An 18,778-nucleotide genomic window follows, 5' to 3' on the forward strand; every position below is an offset into this window, starting at 1 on the left:
CGATGTTTTACGAGGTCGACTATGCACATTCATATTCTCGGTATTTGCGGCACGTTCATGGGCTCGATGGCGGTTCTGGCCAAAGAGCTGGGCCATCACGTGACAGGCTCCGACGCCAACGTCTATCCGCCCATGAGCACGCAACTCGAGGCCCAGGGCATCGAGCTGACCCAAGGCTACGACCCGTCGCAATTCGACCCGGTCCCGGACCTGGTGGTGATCGGCAATGCCATGTCCCGTGGCAATCCGGCGGTCGAATACGTACTCAATAAAGGTTTGCCTTATGTGTCCGGCCCGCAATGGTTGGCTGACCATGTATTGCAAGGCCGTTGGGTACTCGCGGTCGCCGGCACTCACGGCAAAACCACCACCAGCAGCATGCTGGCCTGGGTGTTGGAACATGCGGGCATGAGCCCGGGCTTCCTGATCGGCGGCGTGCCGCAGAATTTCTCGGTGTCGGCGCGCCTCGGCGATACGCCGTTCTTTGTGATCGAGGCGGATGAATACGACAGCGCCTTCTTCGACAAACGCTCCAAGTTCGTTCACTACCGCCCGCGCACGGCGATCCTGAACAATCTGGAGTTCGATCACGCTGACATCTTCCCCGATTTGCCGGCTATCGAGCGTCAGTTCCATCACTTGGTACGCACCATTCCAAGCGAAGGTCTGGTGATCCACCCGACCACCGAACCCGCCTTGCAGCGTGTGATCGAGATGGGCTGCTGGACCCCGGTACAAACCACCGGCGTGGACGGGCAGTGGCAGGTCAAGCTGCTCAGCGAAGACGGTTCCAGATTTGAAGTGCTGTTCGAAGGCGAGGCGCAAGGCGTCGTTGAGTGGGACATGACCGGCCAGCACAACGTCGCCAACGCCTTGGTCACCCTGGCGGCTGCGCGGCATGTTGGCGTGGTGCCGTCCATGGGCATTGCTGCGTTGAGCGCTTTCAAAAGCGTGAAGCGCCGCATGGAAAAAGTTGCCGACGTGAATGGGATTACCATCTACGACGACTTTGCCCACCACCCGACGGCCATTGCGACTACGTTGGACGGCCTGCGCAAGCGTGTCGGCGATGCGCCGATCATTGCGATTGTCGAGCCGCGTTCCAACTCCATGAAGCTGGGTGCCCACCGCGATGGCCTGCCGGAAAGCGTCAACGATGCCGACCAGGTGGTCTGGTACGCACCGGCCAACCTCGGCTGGGACCTGCCGGGAATCGCAGCGCTGTGCACCGTGCCTTCAACTGTGTGTGACTCCATCGAAGGCATTATCGAACACGTCAAGCATCAGGCCAAGCCGGGCACCCACGTGGTGGTCATGAGCAACGGCGGCTTTGGCGGCCTGCACGGCAAACTGGCCGAGGCGCTGAAATGAGTGGCCCGGAACGCGTCACGCTGGCGATGACCGGCGCCTCCGGTGCGCCTTATGGTTTGCGCCTGCTGGATTGCCTGGTGCGTGAAGACCGTGAGGTGCACTTCCTGATCTCCAAGGCCGCGCAACTGGTGATGGCCACCGAGACCGACGTGGCGCTGCCGCCCAAGGTGCAGATGATGCAGGCCTTCCTCACCGAATACACCGGTGCGGCGGCGGGGCAGATCAAGGTCTACGGCAAAGAGGACTGGATGTCGCCCGTGGCGTCTGGTTCGGGTGCTCCGGCGGCGATGGTGGTGGTGCCGTGTTCCACCGGCACCCTGTCGGCCATTGCTACGGGAGCCTGCAACAACCTGATCGAGCGCGCAGCGGACGTGACCCTGAAGGAGCGTCGCCAGTTGATCCTGGTGCCCCGTGAAGCGCCGTATTCGAGCATTCATCTGGAACACATGCTCAAGCTGTCGAACATGGGCGTGACGATCTTGCCGGCCTCGCCGGGTTTCTATCACCAGCCGCAGACCATCGATGACCTGGTGGATTTTGTGGTGGCGCGCATTCTCAACCTGCTGAATATTCCCCAAGACATGCTGCCGCGCTGGGGCGAGCACCATCTGAGCAGCGATGAATAAGGCGCTGCTGATCCTGCTGGCGCTGCAACTGACGGGCTGCGCCACGGCGCGCACGTTGGACGCGGCGCAACCTGGCGCGCCGGTGGTGTATGCCGGTACGCGGTTGGATTTGTATGCAATGAATGGCGGTTGCTGCGCCAAGGACAGGTTTGGTGCAGAGGCGCCGGCTTATCCCGGTGTGGATCTGCCGGCGAGTGCGTTGCTCGATACGTTGTTGTTGCCGCTGTCGGTGTTGACGGTGTTGGGCGTTGGCTTCAATGCCACAGGCGGTCTTTGACCGCAACACAAAACCAATGTGGGAGCGGGCTTGCTCGCGAAGGCGTTATTTCAATCGATGCATAGGTTGACTGATCCACCGCTTTCGCGAGCAAGCCCGCTCCCACATTTGGATCTCTGTCAGGCCGCTAAATTGGGTTATTTACCGAGTTTGCGCAGCTCATCCGACTCCACCACCCGCACCCCGTCCTGCTCTTCCAGCGCCAGGCGCCACATGGCCCGGGCCAGCTCGCACACTTCAATGCCGTGGTATTTGCCCGGAATCAGCCGCGACAACGGCCCGGCCAGTTGCTCCGCCAAACGCGGCTCCAGCCGTTCCCCCAATAGCAACGACGGCCGCACGATGGTCAGTTGTGGCCAGCCTTGGGCTTTGAGTGCTGCTTCCATTTCCCCTTTGACGCGGTTGTAGAAGATCGAGGATTTTGGATCGGCGCCAATCGCGCTGATCACGATCAGGTGGCGTGCGCCCATTTCCCGCGCACGCTTGGCGAAGGCCACGACCATGTCCAGATCGACGGCGCGAAACGCCGCTTCGGAGCCCGCCTGTTTGATGGTGGTGCCCAGGCAGCAGAAGGCCAGGTCCACCTGGCCACTCAGCTGCGGCAGGAACACCGCCGGGTCGCCCACCGGGTTTTCCAGGTGCGGGTGTTCGGCCAGTGGCTTGCGGCTGGGCGCGAGCACGCGGGTCACGGTGGGTTCGTTGAGCAGGCGATCGAGCAGGTGTTCGCCGGTAAGGCCGGTGGCTCCGGCGAGCAAGATATGCTGAGGCGTCAGGTACATGGTGTTTCCCCCTTGTTACACAGTTCAGCTTAGTTGCCTTTGGCTTCCTTGCTATTCATTGAGACGCTTTCGAGCGCCTTTCGTGCCTGCTGTTTGCGTAATAATTGCCAATGGGCGATCACACCCTTGGGGGCCCAGATCTGCGGTTCGGAGGCTTCGAAGTTGTCCGCCTGCTCGCGTTCGGCCACATGCAGCTGTGCCAGCTTGAAGGCTTGCTGCAAGTCGTCGGTCTGGTTGAAGGCTTGGGCGAAGAGGGCGTCGCCGAAGTAGGTGAAGTCGGCTTCTTCGGAGCAGCCGAAGGACACGCGATCGGCGCGGGAAGCGGTCATGATCAGGGTGCGCTCGTCCTTCAGGGCCGGGATGAAACCACCGGAGTAGCAGGCCGAGATCACCACGATCTTGTCGCGGTTCTTCAGTGGTGCCAGCACGGCGGCCAGCTCATCGGCGGGCAGGTCGGCCAGCTCCATGCGCGGTTGGTCGAGCACCAGTTCGTGTTCGTGGGTGCCGTGGCTGGTCATGTAGATAAACACCAGGTCTTCCGGGCCGGTGCGGTCGGCCAGGGTCTGCACGGCGCGGCGCAGGCTTTCGCGAGTGGCCAGCGGGCGGTCGGCAATGTGGTCGCGGTGGTTGACCAGGCGAATCTGCCCGCGTGCACCGAAACGGGTGGCGAGCATGTTGCTGACGTAATCGGCTTCGCGCAGGAACACGCTCTGCTTGCCATCGCCAGCCACGGCCAGGGTGTACAGCTCCACGGCAGGGGTGGAGGCGGGCACGGCGGCGAGGGCGGCGTCGAGCAGGCGACCCTGGGCCAACACGCCGATTTCCAACGGGTCGGGCAGCAGTTTGCCGTCGGCGTCCCGCACGCGCATGCCGTTGACCCAGGTGCCGGCCTGTACAGTACCGTCGGTGAGCACCAGGGTGCCTTTGCCTTGATAGCTGTCGCTGTCGAAACCGCCGATATAGAAGCTGCCGTCGGTGAGGTTCAGGCGACCTTCGCCGGTGAACCGCCAATCGCTGAACTGGCCGACATAGTGGCTGCCATCCACGCCGATCAATTCGCCCTTGCCACTGAGCGCGCCTTCCTTGAACTGGCCGATCCACACGTCGCCGTCGGCGTTCTCGTAGCGGCCCTTGCCGTTCAGTTGGTTCTGTTTGAACTGGCCGACATAGATGTCGCCATCGGCGCTGTTGAACGTGCCATTGCCTTCCAGCTGGCCATCAACGAAATGACCGCTGAACTGGTTGCCGCTGTCGTCGTTGCGCTGGCCTTCGCCATTCGGCTTGCCGTGGGCGAACTGGCCCTGGTATTGGCTGCCGTCGGCCAGCTCCAGGCGGCCGAGGCCGGAATACTGGTCGTCCTTGAACTCGCCGCGATAGGTCATCTGCCCCTCTTTGAGGGTGCCTTCGCCATTGCGTCGACCATTTTTGAAGCCGCCGACATAGTGGCTGCCCGCCGTGGTCAAGCTGCCTTGGCCGTCGAACAGGCCCTGCTGGAACTGGCCTTTATAGACTTCGCCGTTGCTGCCATGCCACTCGCCCTGACCGTGCCACTGGCCTTTGTCGAACTGGCCGGCGTACCAGCTGCCGTTGGGGTAGTCCACGCGGCCCTGGCCTTGCAGCAAGCCATCGACCACGTCGCCCCGGTAACGGCCGCCGTCGGGCAGGCGCGCATCGGGCGGCAACAGCGATTCGCCGTCTCCGCAAGCGGTGAGCAACAGGGCAAGGGCGAGGGGGGCGAGTGGGCGCATAGCGGGATCCGGATAATTGAGCGCCGAGTATGCCGCAGCTGCGAGTTTCATACATAAATTTACATACACTGTGGTGAGGTTTATATCCCCACCACAGGCGCGGGCTTACACGAAGTAGAGCGACAACGACTCGGCAATGTAAGCCGGTTTTTCCTGGCCTTCGATTTCCAGGGTGGCAGTGGCCTTGAGCAGCCATTGGCCGGGTTTTTTCTCGGTGACGTCATTGAGCGTCACGTTCAGGCGCACCTTGGAGTTGACCTTGACCGGCTGGATGAAACGCACGCTGTCCAGCCCATAGTTGACCGCCATCTTCAGGCCTTCGGGCACGATCAGCAGGTCTTCCATCAGCTTGGGCATCAGCGACAGCGACAGGAAACCGTGGGCGATGGTGCTGCCGAACGGCGTCTGCGCGGCCTTGACCGGGTCGACGTGGATGAACTGATGATCGCCAGTGGCCTCGGCGAACAGGTTGATACGCGCCTGGTCGATGGTGAGCCATTCGGAACGTCCCAGTTCCTTGCCGACATAATCTTTGAGCTGCGCTACGGGTACATAGGGCATTGCGTCTCTCCTTGGTTCATCACGCTGTGTACAACGTCTGGTTTTTTATGGGTTACAGAGAACCAATGTAGATCATCATGGCCAATCGGCTCGGTCAACCCACCATGCTTTTGGCGAATGCCGGTGCATAGGGCGGGCGTGCTTATAATGCGGGCGAGTCTTGAGGGGGAAGAACGGATGCTGTTACGTGGCCTGACCTGGCTGGTGCTGTTTCAACTGATCGGCACGGCGATCAATCATTTGCTGTTGCCGGTGCTGCCGGGGCCGATCATCGGCCTGCTGCTGATGCTGGGTTTCCTGATCTGGAAGGGCGAGGTCGGCGAGCCCTTGAGCCTGGCGGCCAGCAGCCTATTGCGTTACTTGCCGTTGCTGCTGGTGCCGCCAGCGGTAGGGGTGATGGTGTATGCCAAGGACATTGCCGCGGATTTCTGGGCCATTGTCGGCGCGCTGGTGCTGTCGCTGGTGATCGCCATGGGCTTCGTCGGTGTGTTGATGCAGCAGATGGTCAAGCGCAAGGAGAAGGATCAATGATCTTCGACTGGCAGGGCGCGTGGACGGCAGTCATTCATCACCCGTTGTTCGGCATCGGCATCACCCTTGGCGCTTATCAACTGGTACTGGCAGGGTTCGAGAAAACCCGCTGGATCTTCCTGCAGCCGGTGCTGGTGTCCATGCTGCTGGTGATCGGCGTGCTGATCACCTGCGGCCTGAGCTACGCCGAGTACCGCAAGAGCACCGAGATCATGGGCATCCTGCTCGGCCCGGCAACAGTGGCCCTGGCGGTGCCGCTTTACCTGAACCTGCGGCGCATTCGCCAATTGTTCTGGCCAATTTTTACTACGCTGGTGATAGGTGGGGTCCTCGCCACCGGCCTGTGTGTGCTGCTGGGTTGGTGGTTCGGTGCCGAACACATGATGTTGATGACCATGGCGCCCAAGTCGGTGACCTCGCCGATCGCCATGCTGGTGGCCGAGCAGATCGGTGGCGTGGCGGCCCTGGCGGCGGTGTTTGTATTGATCACCGGGGTGGTCGGCGCGATGATCGGCCCGGCCTATTTGTCGCGCCTGGGTGTGCACAGCCCCGAGGCGCGCGGCATGGCGCTGGGCATGACGGCCCACGCCGTCGGCACGTCGGTGGCCCTGCAGGAAAGCGAAGAATGCGGCGCCTTTGCAGCGCTGGCGATGAGTCTGATGGGCGTGGCCACGGCGGTATTCCTGCCGCTGGCCGTGTCGGTGATCGTTTAAACCGGGTTTAAGGAAACCTTTATGAGTCTGGCGCTGTTCCCGCTCAATACCGTGCTGTTCCCTGGCTGCACCCTCGATCTGCAACTGTTCGAGGCGCGCTACCTGGACATGGTCGCCCGTTGCATGAAAAAAGGCGAAAGCTTCGGCGTGGTGTGCATTCTTGACGGCCAGGAGGTGGGCACGGCGCCGGATGGCTATGCGCTGATCGGCTGTGAAGCGCTGATCCGCGACTTCAAGCAACAGGACAATGGCTTGTTGGGGATTCGCGTCGAGGGCGGGCGCCGCTTCCGCGTACGGGACGCTGGCGTGCAAAAGGACCAATTGCTGGTGGCTGAAGTGCAGTGGCTCGAAGAGCTGCCGGACCAACCGTTGGAAGAGGAAGACGCCGACCTGCTGGCGCTGCTCCAGGCGTTGGCCGAGCACCCCATGGTGGCCTCGCTGGACATGGACGCCCACGCCGACGGCCAGCAAGCCTTGGGCAATCAGTTGGCGTATCTGCTGCCCTTTACCGAGGCCGACAAGATCGACCTGCTGCAACTCGACGACCCGCAACAGCGCCTGGACGCGATCCAGATGCTGCTCGACGAGTTGCAGGGCGAACTGTTCACTCAGTAGGCATAGCGCAGCAGGGCGTGGGGCGTGCCGGTGAGCGCGATGAAACTCAGCACCGCGACCAGTGCCGGCAGCAACAGCCACCAGGTCTTTTGCGACATGGCCGGCAGCGGGTTTTTGTACTGGCTCACGCCTAGGCTGAACGCACACACCGTCATCGCCAGCAATGTGCCGGCCAGGATGTCCGTGGGCCAATGGGCGCCGAGGTAGACGCGCGATAGCGCAATGAACGCGGCAGGAATACAGCCCAGCAGCATCCAGGTCAGGCGCAACCGCACGGGTTGCCCGCGACCGGCCAGGATCGCCAGCGCCAGGAAAAACGCGAACGCGCCGGACGCATGGCCGCTGGGCATGCTGAAACTGGTCAATGGGTCTGTCAGGATTTCCGGGCGGCCGCGTGCGAAAAACAACTTGGTCCCGGTGTTGATCACCGCAGCCCCGGCCAGCGTTGCGCCGACAAACACGGCATGGCGCCATTGTCGCGCCAGCAGTAGCAGGCCAGTGAACACGGCGCTGGCGAAGAACATCTTCTTGAATTCGCCCAACTGGGTGATGCGCACCATCACCTCGTCCAGCCACGGGCTGCGGTGTTCCTGCACCAGAGCGCTCAGGCCCTGGTCGAAGTCATTGAGGTGGGGGTAGCCGATAAACAAGGCGATCAATACCGTCAGGCTGGCGCAGCCGATCCACAAGGTGGCGCGACGATGGCCGCGCAGGCTGCTGTTCAAGCTCAGCCCGATCACGACCGCAAGGCATCCCGCAACGACTGCTGCTTCAGGCCAGAAACCTTCGGGCAATGGCAGGCGGAAAGCCGCGCCGGTCGCCCAGCCTGGCAGCAGATACGCCACCGACCAACCCGCCGCCGCGACGACGCTGACAATCGCAAAGCGTGGGAAGGGCATGTCGCACATCCCGGCCACCATCGGCAGCATGGGGCGCAGCGGGCCGATGAAGCGGCCGACCAGCAGGCTGGCGATGCCGTACTTGTGGAAGTAGGTTTCGGCGCTGTTCATCCATTCTGGGTGGTGGCGCAAGCCGGGTAAGCGCCGGATGTTCTGATGGAAATGTCGGCCCAGGAAGTAGGAAACCGCGTCACCCAATAACCCGCCGAGGAAGCCCAGCAACAACGTTTCGCTGAGTGACAGCGCACCGCTGCCGGCGAGGGCGGCAATGGCAAACAACAATACCGTGCCTGGCACGATCAGCCCGGCGATGGCCAGGCACTCCACGCAGGCGACGATAAACACCGCCACTGCCAGCCATTCGGGGTTCAGCGTCAACCAACCGGTAATGCTATCGAGCCATTGGCCCATACAATCCACTCCCTGCTCAAATCAAAAAATAATCGCGGCCTTCGACCTGGCCCCGGCGCAAGGGGTTCCGCGTGCAATATGGCGCGTAGCCCGCATCGACGAAGCGGTACATCAGGTGTTCATCACGCCCGCTGGGAATGCCCAGGCGCGTGGTCTGGATGATCTGGGTCGGGGCCTGGCCCACGTCTTCAACGTAGAGCCGTTCCTGATCGAAACGCTTGGCGTCCCACATCGGCACCTTCAGCCCCAAGGCTTTGCACAACAGGGTCTGGCCGGCGCAGAGTTTCTGCGAGGCGCGTGGGCTGCCGTCGGCATTCGGGTTGTTCAACAGCATTTGCGCCAGGCTCGCCGGGCCGGATAATTCATCGACCCACGGATAGGCCGATTTGATCAACACGGCATTGCCCGGCCCATGGGCGCTGAAGTTCAGCGAGTCGCCGCCACGGGCGTAGTACATGTAGATATGGCCACCATCTAGAAACAAAGCCTTACGCTTTTCTGTGTAGCCCAATGAGGAGTGGCTGCCTTTCTCGGCCACGTAATAGGCTTCGGTTTCAATAATTCGTGCTGAAAGCCAGATTTTTCCCACGCGATGACGGATGATTTTTCCGAGCAATGCCTGCGCAAGAATTTGCGCGTCACGGTCGAAGAAGCTGTCGGGCAGGGCGCTGGCGGGGAGTTGGGGCGATGGGCTGGGCATGGCAGTCAGGGGTAAATACGGCTAAATGTGACGGAATCATAACAACTCCCACCTTAATTACCGCTGAACCCCAGGTTTTTACAGTTCATTTCGACCATCCGCCCCTCACCGCTGTCAGTCGGGCGGCGTCACAGCTATAATCTGCCGCTTTCCTCCCTGCCAAGACTCCCTGACCATGACTGAGTCCGTTCTTGACTACATGACCCGCCTGGGTCGCGCTGCCCGTCAGGCCTCGCGGTTGATCGCCCGTGCGAGCACTGCGCAGAAGAATCGTGCCCTGCTGGCCGCCGCCGACGCTCTGGATGCTTCGCGCTCCGAGCTCACCGCCGCCAACGAGCAAGACCTGGCCAACGGCCGCGCCAATGGCCTGGAACCGGCCCTGCTGGACCGCCTGGCGCTGACCCCGGCACGTATCGACGACATGATCGAAGGCCTGCGTCAGGTGGCCAAGCTGCCTGACCCCATCGGTGAAATCCGTGATATGCGTTACCTGCCGTCTGGCATCCAGGTCGGCAAGATGCGCGTGCCCCTGGGTGTGATCGGCATCATTTATGAGTCGCGCCCGAACGTGACCATCGACGCCGCGAGCCTGTGCCTCAAGTCCGGCAATGCCACCATCCTGCGTGGCGGTTCCGAGGCGATCAATTCCAACCGTGCCATCGCCGCGTGCATCCAGCAGGGTCTGGCCGTGGCCGAGTTGCCCGCCGAAGTGGTGCAAGTGGTGGAAACCACCGACCGTGCCGCCGTGGGCGCGCTGATCACCATGCCGGAGTTCGTCGACGTGATCGTGCCGCGCGGTGGCAAGAGCCTGATCGAACGCGTCAGCCGTGATGCCAAGGTGCCGGTGATCAAGCACCTGGACGGCGTGTGCCATGTCTATATCGACATCGCCGCCGACATCGACAAGGCGATCCGCATCGCCGACAACGCCAAGACCCACCGTTACGCCCCGTGCAACACCATGGAAACCCTGCTGGTGCACGCAGGCATTGCCGAACGCGTGCTGCCGCCGCTGGCTGCCATCTACCGGGACAAAGGTGTGGAATTGCGCGGTTGTGAGCGTACCCGTGCGCTATTGGGCGCGGACGTGATCGAGGCGACCGAGCTGGACTGGTACACCGAATACACGGCGCCGATCCTGTCGATCAAGCTGGTCGACGATCTGGACGAAGCCATCGAACACATCAACACCTACGGCTCCAAGCACACCGACGCCATTGTCTCCGAGCATTTCAGCGATGCCCGGCGTTTCCTCAACGAAGTGGACTCCGCTTCGGTGATGATCAACGCCTCGACGCGGTTTGCCGACGGCTTCGAGTATGGCCTGGGGGCGGAGATCGGTATTTCCACCGACAAGCTCCACGCCCGTGGCCCGGTTGGCCTGGAAGGCCTGACCAGCGAGAAGTACGTGGTGTTCGGCGATGGTCATGTGCGCACTTGATGGGTAAACGCATCGGGTTGCTCGGCGGTACTTTCGACCCCGTGCACATCGGCCATTTGCGCAGCGCCCTGGAAGTCGCGGATGCCCTCGCGCTGGACGAGTTGCGCGTGATGCCCAACGCTCGGCCGCCCCATCGCGATACGCCGCAAGTGTCGCCGCAGCAGCGCCTGGAAATGGTGCGCCTGGCGGTGGAGGGCATAACGCCGCTGGTGGTGGACGACCACGAGCTCAAGCGTGACAAACCGTCCTACACTGTCGATACCCTGGAAGTGATGCGCGCTGAAATGGCCGCAGATGACCAGTTGTTTCTGCTTTTGGGCTGGGACGCATTTTGCGGCCTGCCCTCTTGGCATCGCTGGGAGGAACTCCTCCAGCATTGCCACATCCTGGTTTTGCAACGCCCGGATGCCGACAGCGAACCGCCGGATGCCTTGCGCAACCTGCTGGCCGCGCGGTCGGTAAGTGACCCCTTGGCCCTGACCGGGCCGAACGGGAATATTGCATTCGTCTGGCAGACCCCGCTTGCGGTGTCCGCCACCCAGATCCGTCAACTGCTGGCCAGCGGTAAGTCGGTACGTTTCCTGGTGCCTGACGCGGTCCTGGCCTACATCGATGCGCACGGGCTTTACCGTGCGTCGAACTGAAAAGGCGCGCTTGAACGCACGAAATGTCGTGCAGCGAGCGCCCGAACATACGAGCAAAACGAGTTTTATATGACGAACAAAGACGTAAGCAAAGTTAAGCGCAAAGGCACCTTCAAAAGCGCCCCGCTGCCGGTAGAAGCCCATGTTGGCCCAGAACTGGCTGGCGAAGAGCTGGTAAAAGTCGCCGTGGCTGCCCTGGAAGACGTTAAAGCCCAGGACATCCAGGTGCTGGACGTGCGCGACAAGCAGAGCATCACCGACTACATGATCATCGCCACTGGTACTTCGAACCGCCAGATTGGCGCGATGCTGGACAAAGTCCGCGAAGCCGTCAAAGCCCAAGGCGTCAAGCCACTGGGTGAAGAAGGCAAGGGCGACAGCGACTGGGTGCTGCTGGACATGGACGACGTGATCGTTCACATGATGACCTCCAACGCCCGCCAGTTCTACGACCTGGAGCGTCTGTGGAAAGGCGCCGAGCAGAGCCGTGCCGCCGATGGCAAGCACCACAGCCCGGAAGTGGGCCACGCGCACTTCGACAAGCTGAACAAAGACCAGGAATAAGGAACGGCTGTGCGCCTGCGTCTGATCGCTGTCGGTTCACGCATGCCCAAGTGGGTGGAAGAAGGCTGGCACGAGTATGCCAAGCGTCTGCCCGCTGAGCTGTCGCTTGAACTGGTGGAAATACCGCTTAATACCCGGGGCAAGAATGCCGATGTGGCGCGCTTTATCCGTCAGGAAGGCGAAGCCATGTTGGCCAAGGTCGGCCCCAACGAGCGCATCGTCACCCTTGAAGTGCACGGCAAACCCTGGAGCACCGAGCAATTGGCGGTGGAGCTGGATCGCTGGCGCCTGGATTCGCGCACGGTCAACTTCATGGTCGGCGGCCCCGAAGGGCTGGCGCCGGAAGTCTGTGCGCGGGCGGATCAGCGTTGGTCGCTGTCGGCGCTGACGTTGCCGCACCCGTTGGTACGGATTCTGATCGGTGAACAGCTGTATCGCGCCTGGACAGTTCTGTCCGGGCACCCTTACCACAAATAATCTGCGCCCCTCCCGATGACCCAGCCGATCCGCATCAAGGACCACGAGAAAGACGCACGTCTTGTACGCGCTCGCGTGGTGTTTGGCGCAATCATGGTGGTGGCGTTGTTGGGCGTGCTGATCGCGCGCCTGTATTTCCTGCAGGTGATCCAGTACGACTATCACTCCACCTTGTCGGAAAACAACCGGGTGCATGTGCAGCCGATTCCGCCGACCCGAGGGCTGATTTTCGACCGCAATGGCGTGGTGGTGGCGGATAACCGGCCCAGCTTCAGCCTGAGCATGACCCGCGAGCGCTCCGGCGACTGGCAGCAGATCCTCGATGTGATCGTCGAGGTGCTGCAACTGACGCCGGAAGATCGGGTGATCTTCGAAAAACGCATGAAACAGGGGCGCCGACCTTTCGAGCCGGTGCCGATCCTGTTTGAGCTGACCGAAGAGCAGATCGCCCGGATCGCGGTGAACCAGTTCCGCTTGCCAGGTGTGGAAGTGGTGGCGCAGTTGGTGCGCCATTACCCGCAAGGGCCGCACTTTGCCCACTCTGTCGGCTACATGGGGCGGATCAACGAGAAAGAGCTGAAAACCCTCGATCCGGTCAATTACAGCGGTACCCACCATATCGGCAAGACCGGCATCGAGCGTTTCTACGAGCCCGAGTTGCACGGCCAGGTGGGTTACGAAGAAGTCGAGACCAACGCTCGTGGCCGCGTGCTACGGGTGCTCAAGCGTACCGACCCGGTACCGGGCAAGGACATCGTCCTGAGCCTGGACATCAAGTTGCAGGAAGCCGCCGAGATGGCCCTGGGTGGTCGTCGTGGCGCGGTGGTGGCGCTGGACCCGAAGACCGGCGAAGTACTGGCGATGGTCAGCCAGCCAAGCTTTGACCCCAACCTGTTCGTGACCGGCATCAGCTTCAAGGCCTACGCCGAGTTGCGCGATTCCATCGACCGCCCGCTGTTCAACCGCGTACTGCGTGGCCTGTATCCGCCGGGGTCGACGATCAAACCGGCGGTGGCGATTGCGGGGTTGGACGCGGGCGTGGTCACGGCCTCCAGCCGAGTCTACGACCCCGGCTACTACATGCTGCCCAACTACGATCACAAATACCGCAACTGGAACCGCACCGGTGACGGCTATGTCGACTTGGACACCGCGATCATGCGCTCCAACGACACCTATTTTTACGACCTGGCGCACAAGCTGGGGATCGACCGCCTCTCTGCCTACATGGGCAAATTCGGCCTCGGTCAGAAAGTCTCCCTGGACATGTTCGAAGAGTCGCCTGGCCTGATGCCGTCGCGCGAATGGAAGCGCGCGACTCGCCGCCAGGCGTGGTTCCCGGGTGAAACCCTGATTCTTGGTATCGGCCAGGGCTATATGCAAGCCACGCCGCTGCAATTGGCCCAGGCCACGGCACTGGTAGCCAACAAAGGCATCTGGAACCGTCCACACCTGGCCAAGACCATCGAGGGCGAGAAGCCTTTGGACGAAAACCCGATCCCGGACATCGTGCTGCGCGACCCGTCCGACTGGACCAAGGTCAACCATGGCATGCAGCAAGTGATGCACGGCGCCCGTGGTACTGCGCGCAAGGCCGCGATTGGCGCTCAATACCGCATTGCCGGCAAGAGCGGTACGGCCCAGGTTGTGGCGATCAAGCAGGGCGAGAAATACGACCGCACCAAAGTCCAGGAACGCCACCGAGACCACGCCTTGTTTGTTGGCTTCGCGCCGGCGGATGACCCGAAAATCGTGGTAGCGGTGATGGTCGAGAACGGCGAGTCCGGCTCCGGCGTCGCGGCGCCTGTGGTGCGCCAGATCATGGACGCCTGGCTGTTGGCCGACGACGGCAGGCTCAAGCCCGAATATGGCGGCCCCCCTTCAAGTACCGAGGTTACGGCCCGTGAAGAGTAATTTTGACCGCATCCTCTCCAGCGAAGATGTGATGCGTCGCCGTGCGACGTTGCTGCAGCGCATGCACATTGATGGCCCGTTGCTGATCCTGCTGCTGACTCTGGCGGCCGGCAGCCTGTTCGTCCTGTATTCCGCCAGTGGCAAAAACTGGGACCTGCTGATCAAGCAAGCGTCCTCATTCGGCCTGGGCCTGCTGTCGATGGTGGTGATTGCCCAGTTGGAACCGCGCTTCATGGCGCGCTGGGTGCCACTGGGTTATGTGGCGGGCGTGTTGCTGCTGGTGGTAGTGGACGTAATGGGCCACAACGCCATGGGCGCGACCCGCTGGATCAACATTCCGGGGGTGATCCGCTTCCAGCCGTCGGAGTTCATGAAGATTCTGATGCCGGCGACCATCGCCTGGTACCTGTCCAAGCGCACCTTGCCGCCGCAGCTCAAGCACGTGGGGATCAGCCTGATCCTGATCGGCATACCCTTCATCCTGATCGTGCGCCAGCCGGACCTCGGCACCTCGCTGCTGATTCTGGCCGGCGGGGCGTTCGTGCTGTTCATGGGCGGTTTACGCTGGCGCTGGATCCTCAGCGTGCTGGCCGCCGCCGTGCCGGTGGCCATCGCCATGTGGTTCTTCTTTATGCACGACTACCAGAAGCAACGGATCCTGACCTTCCTTGACCCGGAAAGCGACCCGCTGGGCACCGGCTGGAACATCATCCAGTCGAAGGCCGCCATCGGTTCCGGCGGAGTATTTGGTAAGGGTTGGTTACTGGGCACCCAGTCGCACTTGGACTTTTTGCCCGAGAGCCACACCGACTTCATTATTGCGGTAATGGGCGAAGAGTTCGGCCTGGTGGGCATTTGCGCGCTGTTGCTGATCTATTTGCTGTTGATTGGTCGCGGCCTGGTGATCACTGCGCAAGCGCAGACACTGTTCGGCAAATTGCTGGCGGGTGCCTTGACCATGACTTTTTTTGTTTACGTTTTCGTCAACATCGGTATGGTCAGTGGCCTGTTGCCGGTGGTGGGGGTGCCGTTGCCATTCATTAGCTATGGCGGAACTTCGCTGGTGACATTGCTGTCAGCGTTTGGGGTTTTGATGTCGATTCATACGCATCGCAAATGGATCGCACAGGTTTGAATAAGGTGAAGATGTCAATGCAAGTAATGCGCGGCTGGGCGACTCGGCACGCGTCCTGGATGGGCCTGATTGGCCTGCTGGGCGCAACGCAAGAGGCGCAGGCCGGTGACTACGATGGTTCACCCCAGGTCGCCGAGTTTGTCGGTGAAATGACCCGCGACTATGGTTTCGCCGGTGAACAGCTGATGGGTGTGTTTCGCGAAGCCCAGAAAAAGCAGGCGATCCTCGACGCCATTTCTCGCCCCGCCGAACGGGTGAAACAGTGGAAGGAATACCGCCCGATGTTCCTCACCGACGCCCGCGTGGCGCGGGGTGTGGACTTCTGGCGCCAACACGAAGCGGTGCTGGCTCGCGCCGAGCAGGAATACGGCGTACCGGCCCAGGTGATTGTCTCGATCATTGGCATCGAAACTTTTTACGGGCGCAATACCGGCAGTTACCGGGTGATCGACGCGTTGTCGACCCTGGGCTTCGATTACCCGCCACGTGCTGACTTCTTCCGCAAGGAACTGCGCGAATTCCTGCTGTTGGCCCGCGAAGAACAGGTCGACCCGTTGACCCTCAAAGGCTCCTACGCCGGTGCGATGGGCTTGCCGCAGTTCATGCCGAGCAGCTTTCGCGCTTATGCAGTGGACTTTGACGGCGACGGGCATATCAATATCTGGAGCAACCCCGACGACGCCATCGGCAGCGTGGCCAGCTACTTCAAGCGCCACGGCTGGGTAGCCGGCGAACCGGTAGTGATCCGCGCCGATGTCACCGGTGACCGCGCCGATGAAGGCCTGACCCAGGGCATCGAGCCGGCCAAGACGGTCGGGGAGTTGCGGGCGCTGGGCTGGTCGAGTCAGAATGCGCTGCCGGATGATATGCCGGTCACGGCGTTCCGCCTTGAAGGCGAAAACGGCCCGGAATACTGGATGGGCCTGAAGAATTTCTACGCAATCACGCGTTATAACCGCAGTGTGATGTACGCCATGGCCGTGCATCAGCTGTCAGACATGCTGGTCCAAGCACGGGGCAACAAGTAATGCGGGCATCGCCGTTCAATCAACCGCTCAAGCTGGTGGCGTTCGCCGCGTTGTCCCTGCTGGTCGTCAGTTGCTCCACCAGCCGTGGCCCGGCGCAGAAGTCCGGGGGCGCGGTCGTCCGTTCCCAGCCGGGCCTGGACATCAACCGCGCGCACAAAGACGGCGCGCCGTGGTGGGACGTCGACGTGTCGAAGATCCCGGATGCCACGCCAACCCTGCACACCGGTCCGTACAAGGCCAACCCCTATACCGTGCTGGGCAAGAGCTACTTCCCGCTGCAGGAGTCCAAGACCTACGTGCAGTCGGGCACGGCGTCCTGGTATGGCACCAAATTCCACGGCCAGAACACCGCCAACGGCGAAGTGTATGACCTGTACGGCATGAGCGCCGCGCACAAGACCTTGCCGCTGCCCAGCTATGTGCGTGTGACCAACCTGGACAACAACCGCACGGTGATCCTGCGTGTGAACGACCGTGGGCCGTTCTATTCGGACCGCATCATCGACTTGTCCTACGCCGCCGCGAAGAAACTCGGTTACGCCGAAACCGGCACCGCACGCGTGAAGGTCGAAGGTATCGACCCGGCGCAGTACTGGGCCCAGCGTGGCAAACCTGCGCCGTTGATGCTCAACGAGCCGCAAACCCAGCAGCCGCAAGTGACCGCCTCTACTGGCAAGATCGAGCAGTGGACGCCACCGCCGGCACAGCACGCGCCTGACACGGTGGTTGTGCCCCATGCCGCGCCTGGCGCTTCGATGGCCGGCGGGCAATACCTGCAGGTCGGCGCTTTCGCCAACCCGGATGCGGCAGAACTGTTAAGGTCCAAGCTCAGTGGCATGGTCAACGCGCCGGTGTTCATCAGCTCCATCGTGCGTAACCAGCAGACCTTGCACCGTGTGCGTATGGGCCCGATCGGCTCTCCTAGCGAAGTGGCACAGGTACAGAACAGCGTACGCATGGCCAACCTGGGGCAACCCAGTGTGGTCACTGCCGAATAATAGAGAATTGATGGTTCAGGCTCGTGCGCGGGCTCGAACCCTGGTTGTTGGCTCGTTGAACAATAAAAACCCAGGGGCAAGGGGTGAGCGGGCAACCGAACACGCGACAGTCTGGCAACGGGCTGTCTGAATAAGTTTTGCCCGCGAGGGCAAGTTTCCATAAGCAATTTCGAGAGACGGATGAACATCACCACCTTAGCCAAACGCACGTGCCTGCTTCTTTCGCTGATCATCACCCCGGCCGCCTGGGCCGTTGAAATGGTGCCGGCTTCCCCGCAACTGGCCGCCAAGTCCTGGGTCCTCATGGATGCCGCCAGTGGCAACGTGCTGGTCGAGAGCAACGGTGACCAGCGCCTGCCGCCGGCCAGCCTGACCAAACTGATGACCGCCTACATCGCGACCCTGGAAATCCGTCGCGGCCAGATCGGCGAAAACGACCCGGTCACCGTCAGCGAAAACGCCTGGCGTACCGGCGGTTCGCGGATGTTCATCAAGGTCGGTTCGCAAGTCACTGTGAGCGACCTGCTGCACGGCATCATCATCCAGTCGGGTAACGACGCCAGTGTGGCCCTGTCCGAGCACATCGCCGGTAGCGAAGACGCGTTCGCCGACATGATGAACAAAACCGTGGCCGACCTGGGCATGACCAACAGCCACTTCATGAACCCTACCGGTCTGCCGAACCCAGAGCACTACTCGTCGGCTCACGACATGGCGATCCTGGCACGCGCGATCATCCGCGTTGACCCGGTGCACTACGCGATCTACTCCCAGAAGGAATTCTTCTGGAACAACATCAAGCAGCCTAACCGTAACCTGCTGCTGTGGCGCGACAAAACCGTCGACGGTCTGAAAACCGGCCACACCGACGAAGCCGGCTACTGCATGGTGTCGTCCGCTGTACGTGACGGCCAACGCCTGATCGCCGTGGTCTTCGGCACCAACAGCGAGCAGGCCCGTGCGGCCGAGACGCAAAAACTGCTGACCTACGGTTTCCGCTTCTTCGAAACCCAGACCTTCTACCAGAAGGGTGCTGAGCTGGCGACCGCGCCGGTGTGGAAAGGCGCGACCTCCCAGGTCAAAGCCGGCCTGGCCGACGACCTGACCCTGACCATGCCTAAAGGCCAGCTGAAAAAGCTCGCGGCCAGCATGACCATGAACCCGCAATTGGTTGCCCCAATCGCCAAGGGTGATGTGATCGGCAAGGTCGAAGTGAAGCTGGATGACAAGGTGGTGCACAGCGCCGACCTGATCGCGCTGGACGCCGTCGACGAAGGTGGTATCTTCCGCCGCGTCTGGGATAGCATCCGTCTATTCTTCTACAGCTTGTTCAACTGATAGTGTGC

Annotated in this window: 20 protein-coding genes; 15 read left to right on the plus strand and 5 right to left on the minus strand. The window is 61.7% G+C overall.

Translation table 11 applies throughout. The annotated features are described in order from the left end of the window. Nucleotides 1-21 precede the first annotated feature (21 nt). From mpl to HX823_RS24455, 3 genes are read left to right on the plus strand one after another with little or no spacing between them, the layout of a single operon-like run. Nucleotides 22-1,371 (plus strand): UDP-N-acetylmuramate:L-alanyl-gamma-D-glutamyl-meso-diaminopimelate ligase, encoded by a 1,350-nt coding sequence (gene mpl, locus HX823_RS24445; protein WP_177077104.1) that lies wholly within the window; start codon nucleotides 22-24, stop codon nucleotides 1,369-1,371. Continuing rightward, nucleotides 1,368-1,997 (plus strand): flavin prenyltransferase UbiX, encoded by a 630-nt coding sequence (gene ubiX, locus HX823_RS24450; protein ID WP_017735613.1) that lies wholly within the window; start codon nucleotides 1,368-1,370, stop codon nucleotides 1,995-1,997. Before mpl ends, ubiX begins: the two co-directional genes overlap by 4 nt. Continuing rightward, nucleotides 1,990-2,274 carry a YceK/YidQ family lipoprotein gene (locus tag HX823_RS24455; protein ID WP_016978571.1) on the plus strand — a complete coding sequence of 95 codons (285 nt, stop codon included), beginning with the start codon at nucleotides 1,990-1,992 and terminating at the stop codon, nucleotides 2,272-2,274. The genes ubiX and HX823_RS24455 overlap by 8 nt, the downstream gene beginning before the upstream one ends. A 137-nt stretch (nucleotides 2,275-2,411) precedes the next feature. Here the strand turns inward: HX823_RS24455 and HX823_RS24460 are convergent, their stop codons facing one another. From HX823_RS24460 to HX823_RS24470, 3 genes are all read right to left on the minus strand, one after another. Continuing rightward, complete coding sequence (locus HX823_RS24460) at nucleotides 2,412-3,053, minus strand: oxidoreductase (protein ID WP_177077106.1); 642 nt, start codon at nucleotides 3,051-3,053, stop codon at nucleotides 2,412-2,414. A gap of 29 nt (nucleotides 3,054-3,082) precedes the next feature. After that, entirely contained in the window at nucleotides 3,083-4,801 is a 1,719-nt protein-coding gene (locus HX823_RS24465; RefSeq protein WP_177004231.1) for a C13 family peptidase, read from the minus strand. 105 nt (nucleotides 4,802-4,906) lie between these two features. Continuing rightward, nucleotides 4,907-5,362 carry a MaoC family dehydratase gene (locus HX823_RS24470; protein WP_010206803.1) on the minus strand — a complete coding sequence of 152 codons (456 nt, stop codon included), beginning with the start codon at nucleotides 5,360-5,362 and terminating at the stop codon, nucleotides 4,907-4,909. A 177-nt stretch (nucleotides 5,363-5,539) separates the two neighbouring features. Here HX823_RS24470 and HX823_RS24475 point away from each other — a divergent pair, with 177 nt between their 5' ends. The 3 genes from HX823_RS24475 to HX823_RS24485 are packed head-to-tail and all read left to right on the plus strand — an operon-like array spanning nucleotide 5,540 to nucleotide 7,221. Then, nucleotides 5,540-5,893: a CidA/LrgA family protein gene (locus HX823_RS24475; RefSeq protein WP_016978575.1), complete on the plus strand. Its 354-nt coding sequence runs from the start codon at nucleotides 5,540-5,542 to the stop codon at nucleotides 5,891-5,893. Continuing rightward, entirely contained in the window at nucleotides 5,890-6,606 is a 717-nt protein-coding gene (locus HX823_RS24480) for an LrgB family protein (RefSeq protein ID WP_038847488.1), read from the plus strand. The genes HX823_RS24475 and HX823_RS24480 overlap by 4 nt, the downstream gene beginning before the upstream one ends. Nucleotides 6,607-6,627: 21 nt before the next feature. Then, nucleotides 6,628-7,221 (plus strand): LON peptidase substrate-binding domain-containing protein, encoded by a 594-nt coding sequence (locus HX823_RS24485; RefSeq protein ID WP_038847489.1) that lies wholly within the window; start codon nucleotides 6,628-6,630, stop codon nucleotides 7,219-7,221. On the opposite strand, the gene HX823_RS24490 is transcribed toward HX823_RS24485, so the two are convergent. Together HX823_RS24490 and HX823_RS24495 are read right to left on the minus strand one after the other, a co-directional pair. Next, nucleotides 7,215-8,531, minus strand: a complete 1,317-nt coding sequence (locus HX823_RS24490) for a bifunctional DedA family/phosphatase PAP2 family protein (RefSeq protein ID WP_177077108.1) — start codon at nucleotides 8,529-8,531, stop codon at nucleotides 7,215-7,217. The genes HX823_RS24485 and HX823_RS24490 overlap by 7 nt on opposite strands. 16 nt (nucleotides 8,532-8,547) lie before the next feature. Next, nucleotides 8,548-9,231, minus strand: a complete 684-nt coding sequence (locus tag HX823_RS24495) for a DNA-3-methyladenine glycosylase (protein WP_177077110.1) — start codon at nucleotides 9,229-9,231, stop codon at nucleotides 8,548-8,550. Nucleotides 9,232-9,406: 175 nt separating this feature from the next. Between HX823_RS24495 and HX823_RS24500 the strand changes: the two genes are divergently transcribed. The 9 genes from HX823_RS24500 to HX823_RS24540 all read left to right on the plus strand — a co-directional run bounded on the left by HX823_RS24500 (nucleotide 9,407) and on the right by HX823_RS24540 (nucleotide 18,770). Beyond that, nucleotides 9,407-10,672 carry a glutamate-5-semialdehyde dehydrogenase gene (locus HX823_RS24500; RefSeq protein ID WP_038847496.1) on the plus strand — a complete coding sequence of 422 codons (1,266 nt, stop codon included), beginning with the start codon at nucleotides 9,407-9,409 and terminating at the stop codon, nucleotides 10,670-10,672. Further along, nucleotides 10,672-11,316 (plus strand): nicotinate-nucleotide adenylyltransferase, encoded by a 645-nt coding sequence (gene nadD, locus HX823_RS24505; RefSeq protein ID WP_033896435.1) that lies wholly within the window; start codon nucleotides 10,672-10,674, stop codon nucleotides 11,314-11,316. Before HX823_RS24500 ends, nadD begins: the two co-directional genes overlap by 1 nt. A gap of 69 nt (nucleotides 11,317-11,385) precedes the next feature. After that, a complete protein-coding gene (gene rsfS / locus HX823_RS24510; RefSeq protein ID WP_003237041.1) occupies nucleotides 11,386-11,880 on the plus strand; it encodes a ribosome silencing factor in 495 nt (164 codons plus the stop codon). 9 nt (nucleotides 11,881-11,889) lie between these two features. Continuing rightward, complete coding sequence (gene rlmH / locus HX823_RS24515; RefSeq protein WP_003176297.1) at nucleotides 11,890-12,357, plus strand: 23S rRNA (pseudouridine(1915)-N(3))-methyltransferase RlmH; 468 nt, start codon at nucleotides 11,890-11,892, stop codon at nucleotides 12,355-12,357. Between the two features lie 15 nt (nucleotides 12,358-12,372). Next, nucleotides 12,373-14,271: a penicillin-binding protein 2 gene (mrdA, locus tag HX823_RS24520; protein WP_038847499.1), complete on the plus strand. Its 1,899-nt coding sequence runs from the start codon at nucleotides 12,373-12,375 to the stop codon at nucleotides 14,269-14,271. Between the two features lie 31 nt (nucleotides 14,272-14,302). Further along, the gene (gene rodA, locus HX823_RS24525; protein WP_050572452.1) at nucleotides 14,303-15,406 is read left to right on the plus strand and encodes a rod shape-determining protein RodA; all 1,104 of its coding nucleotides are present in this window, start codon (nucleotides 14,303-14,305) and stop codon (nucleotides 15,404-15,406) included. A gap of 17 nt (nucleotides 15,407-15,423) precedes the next feature. Next, entirely contained in the window at nucleotides 15,424-16,434 is a 1,011-nt protein-coding gene (mltB, locus tag HX823_RS24530; RefSeq protein ID WP_010206788.1) for a lytic murein transglycosylase B, read from the plus strand. Continuing rightward, the gene (locus HX823_RS24535; RefSeq protein ID WP_033896438.1) at nucleotides 16,434-17,432 is read left to right on the plus strand and encodes a septal ring lytic transglycosylase RlpA family protein; all 999 of its coding nucleotides are present in this window, start codon (nucleotides 16,434-16,436) and stop codon (nucleotides 17,430-17,432) included. The genes mltB and HX823_RS24535 overlap by 1 nt, the downstream gene beginning before the upstream one ends. A 180-nt stretch (nucleotides 17,433-17,612) precedes the next feature. After that, nucleotides 17,613-18,770, plus strand: a complete 1,158-nt coding sequence (locus HX823_RS24540) for a D-alanyl-D-alanine carboxypeptidase family protein (RefSeq protein ID WP_038847502.1) — start codon at nucleotides 17,613-17,615, stop codon at nucleotides 18,768-18,770. The last annotated feature ends 8 nt before the right edge of the window (nucleotides 18,771-18,778 follow it).

It is taken from the genome of Pseudomonas sp. P7759, assembly GCF_013386445.1.
In the GTDB taxonomy this organism is placed as follows: Bacteria; Pseudomonadota; Gammaproteobacteria; order Pseudomonadales; family Pseudomonadaceae; genus Aquipseudomonas; species Aquipseudomonas azotoformans_A.

What these genes read in the sequence shown, in the direction of transcription:
- mpl (WP_177077104.1), top strand. Translation starts at nt 22, where the DNA reads ATGCACATTCATATTCTCGGTATTTGCGGCACGTTCATGGGCTCGATG.
- ubiX (WP_017735613.1), top strand. Translation starts at nt 1,368, where the DNA reads ATGAGTGGCCCGGAACGCGTCACGCTGGCGATGACCGGCGCCTCCGGT.
- HX823_RS24455 (WP_016978571.1), top strand. Translation starts at nt 1,990, where the DNA reads ATGAATAAGGCGCTGCTGATCCTGCTGGCGCTGCAACTGACGGGCTGC.
- HX823_RS24460 (WP_177077106.1), bottom strand. Translation starts at nt 3,053, where the DNA reads ATGTACCTGACGCCTCAGCATATCTTGCTCGCCGGAGCCACCGGCCTT.
- HX823_RS24465 (WP_177004231.1), bottom strand. Translation starts at nt 4,801, where the DNA reads ATGCGCCCACTCGCCCCCCTCGCCCTTGCCCTGTTGCTCACCGCTTGC.
- HX823_RS24470 (WP_010206803.1), bottom strand. Translation starts at nt 5,362, where the DNA reads ATGCCCTATGTACCCGTAGCGCAGCTCAAAGATTATGTCGGCAAGGAA.
- HX823_RS24475 (WP_016978575.1), top strand. Translation starts at nt 5,540, where the DNA reads ATGCTGTTACGTGGCCTGACCTGGCTGGTGCTGTTTCAACTGATCGGC.
- HX823_RS24480 (WP_038847488.1), top strand. Translation starts at nt 5,890, where the DNA reads ATGATCTTCGACTGGCAGGGCGCGTGGACGGCAGTCATTCATCACCCG.
- HX823_RS24485 (WP_038847489.1), top strand. Translation starts at nt 6,628, where the DNA reads ATGAGTCTGGCGCTGTTCCCGCTCAATACCGTGCTGTTCCCTGGCTGC.
- HX823_RS24490 (WP_177077108.1), bottom strand. Translation starts at nt 8,531, where the DNA reads ATGGGCCAATGGCTCGATAGCATTACCGGTTGGTTGACGCTGAACCCC.
- HX823_RS24495 (WP_177077110.1), bottom strand. Translation starts at nt 9,231, where the DNA reads ATGCCCAGCCCATCGCCCCAACTCCCCGCCAGCGCCCTGCCCGACAGC.
- HX823_RS24500 (WP_038847496.1), top strand. Translation starts at nt 9,407, where the DNA reads ATGACTGAGTCCGTTCTTGACTACATGACCCGCCTGGGTCGCGCTGCC.
- nadD (WP_033896435.1), top strand. Translation starts at nt 10,672, where the DNA reads ATGGGTAAACGCATCGGGTTGCTCGGCGGTACTTTCGACCCCGTGCAC.
- rsfS (WP_003237041.1), top strand. Translation starts at nt 11,386, where the DNA reads ATGACGAACAAAGACGTAAGCAAAGTTAAGCGCAAAGGCACCTTCAAA.
- mrdA (WP_038847499.1), top strand. Translation starts at nt 12,373, where the DNA reads ATGACCCAGCCGATCCGCATCAAGGACCACGAGAAAGACGCACGTCTT.
- rodA (WP_050572452.1), top strand. Translation starts at nt 14,303, where the DNA reads ATGCGTCGCCGTGCGACGTTGCTGCAGCGCATGCACATTGATGGCCCG.
- mltB (WP_010206788.1), top strand. Translation starts at nt 15,424, where the DNA reads ATGCAAGTAATGCGCGGCTGGGCGACTCGGCACGCGTCCTGGATGGGC.
- HX823_RS24535 (WP_033896438.1), top strand. Translation starts at nt 16,434, where the DNA reads ATGCGGGCATCGCCGTTCAATCAACCGCTCAAGCTGGTGGCGTTCGCC.
- HX823_RS24540 (WP_038847502.1), top strand. Translation starts at nt 17,613, where the DNA reads ATGAACATCACCACCTTAGCCAAACGCACGTGCCTGCTTCTTTCGCTG.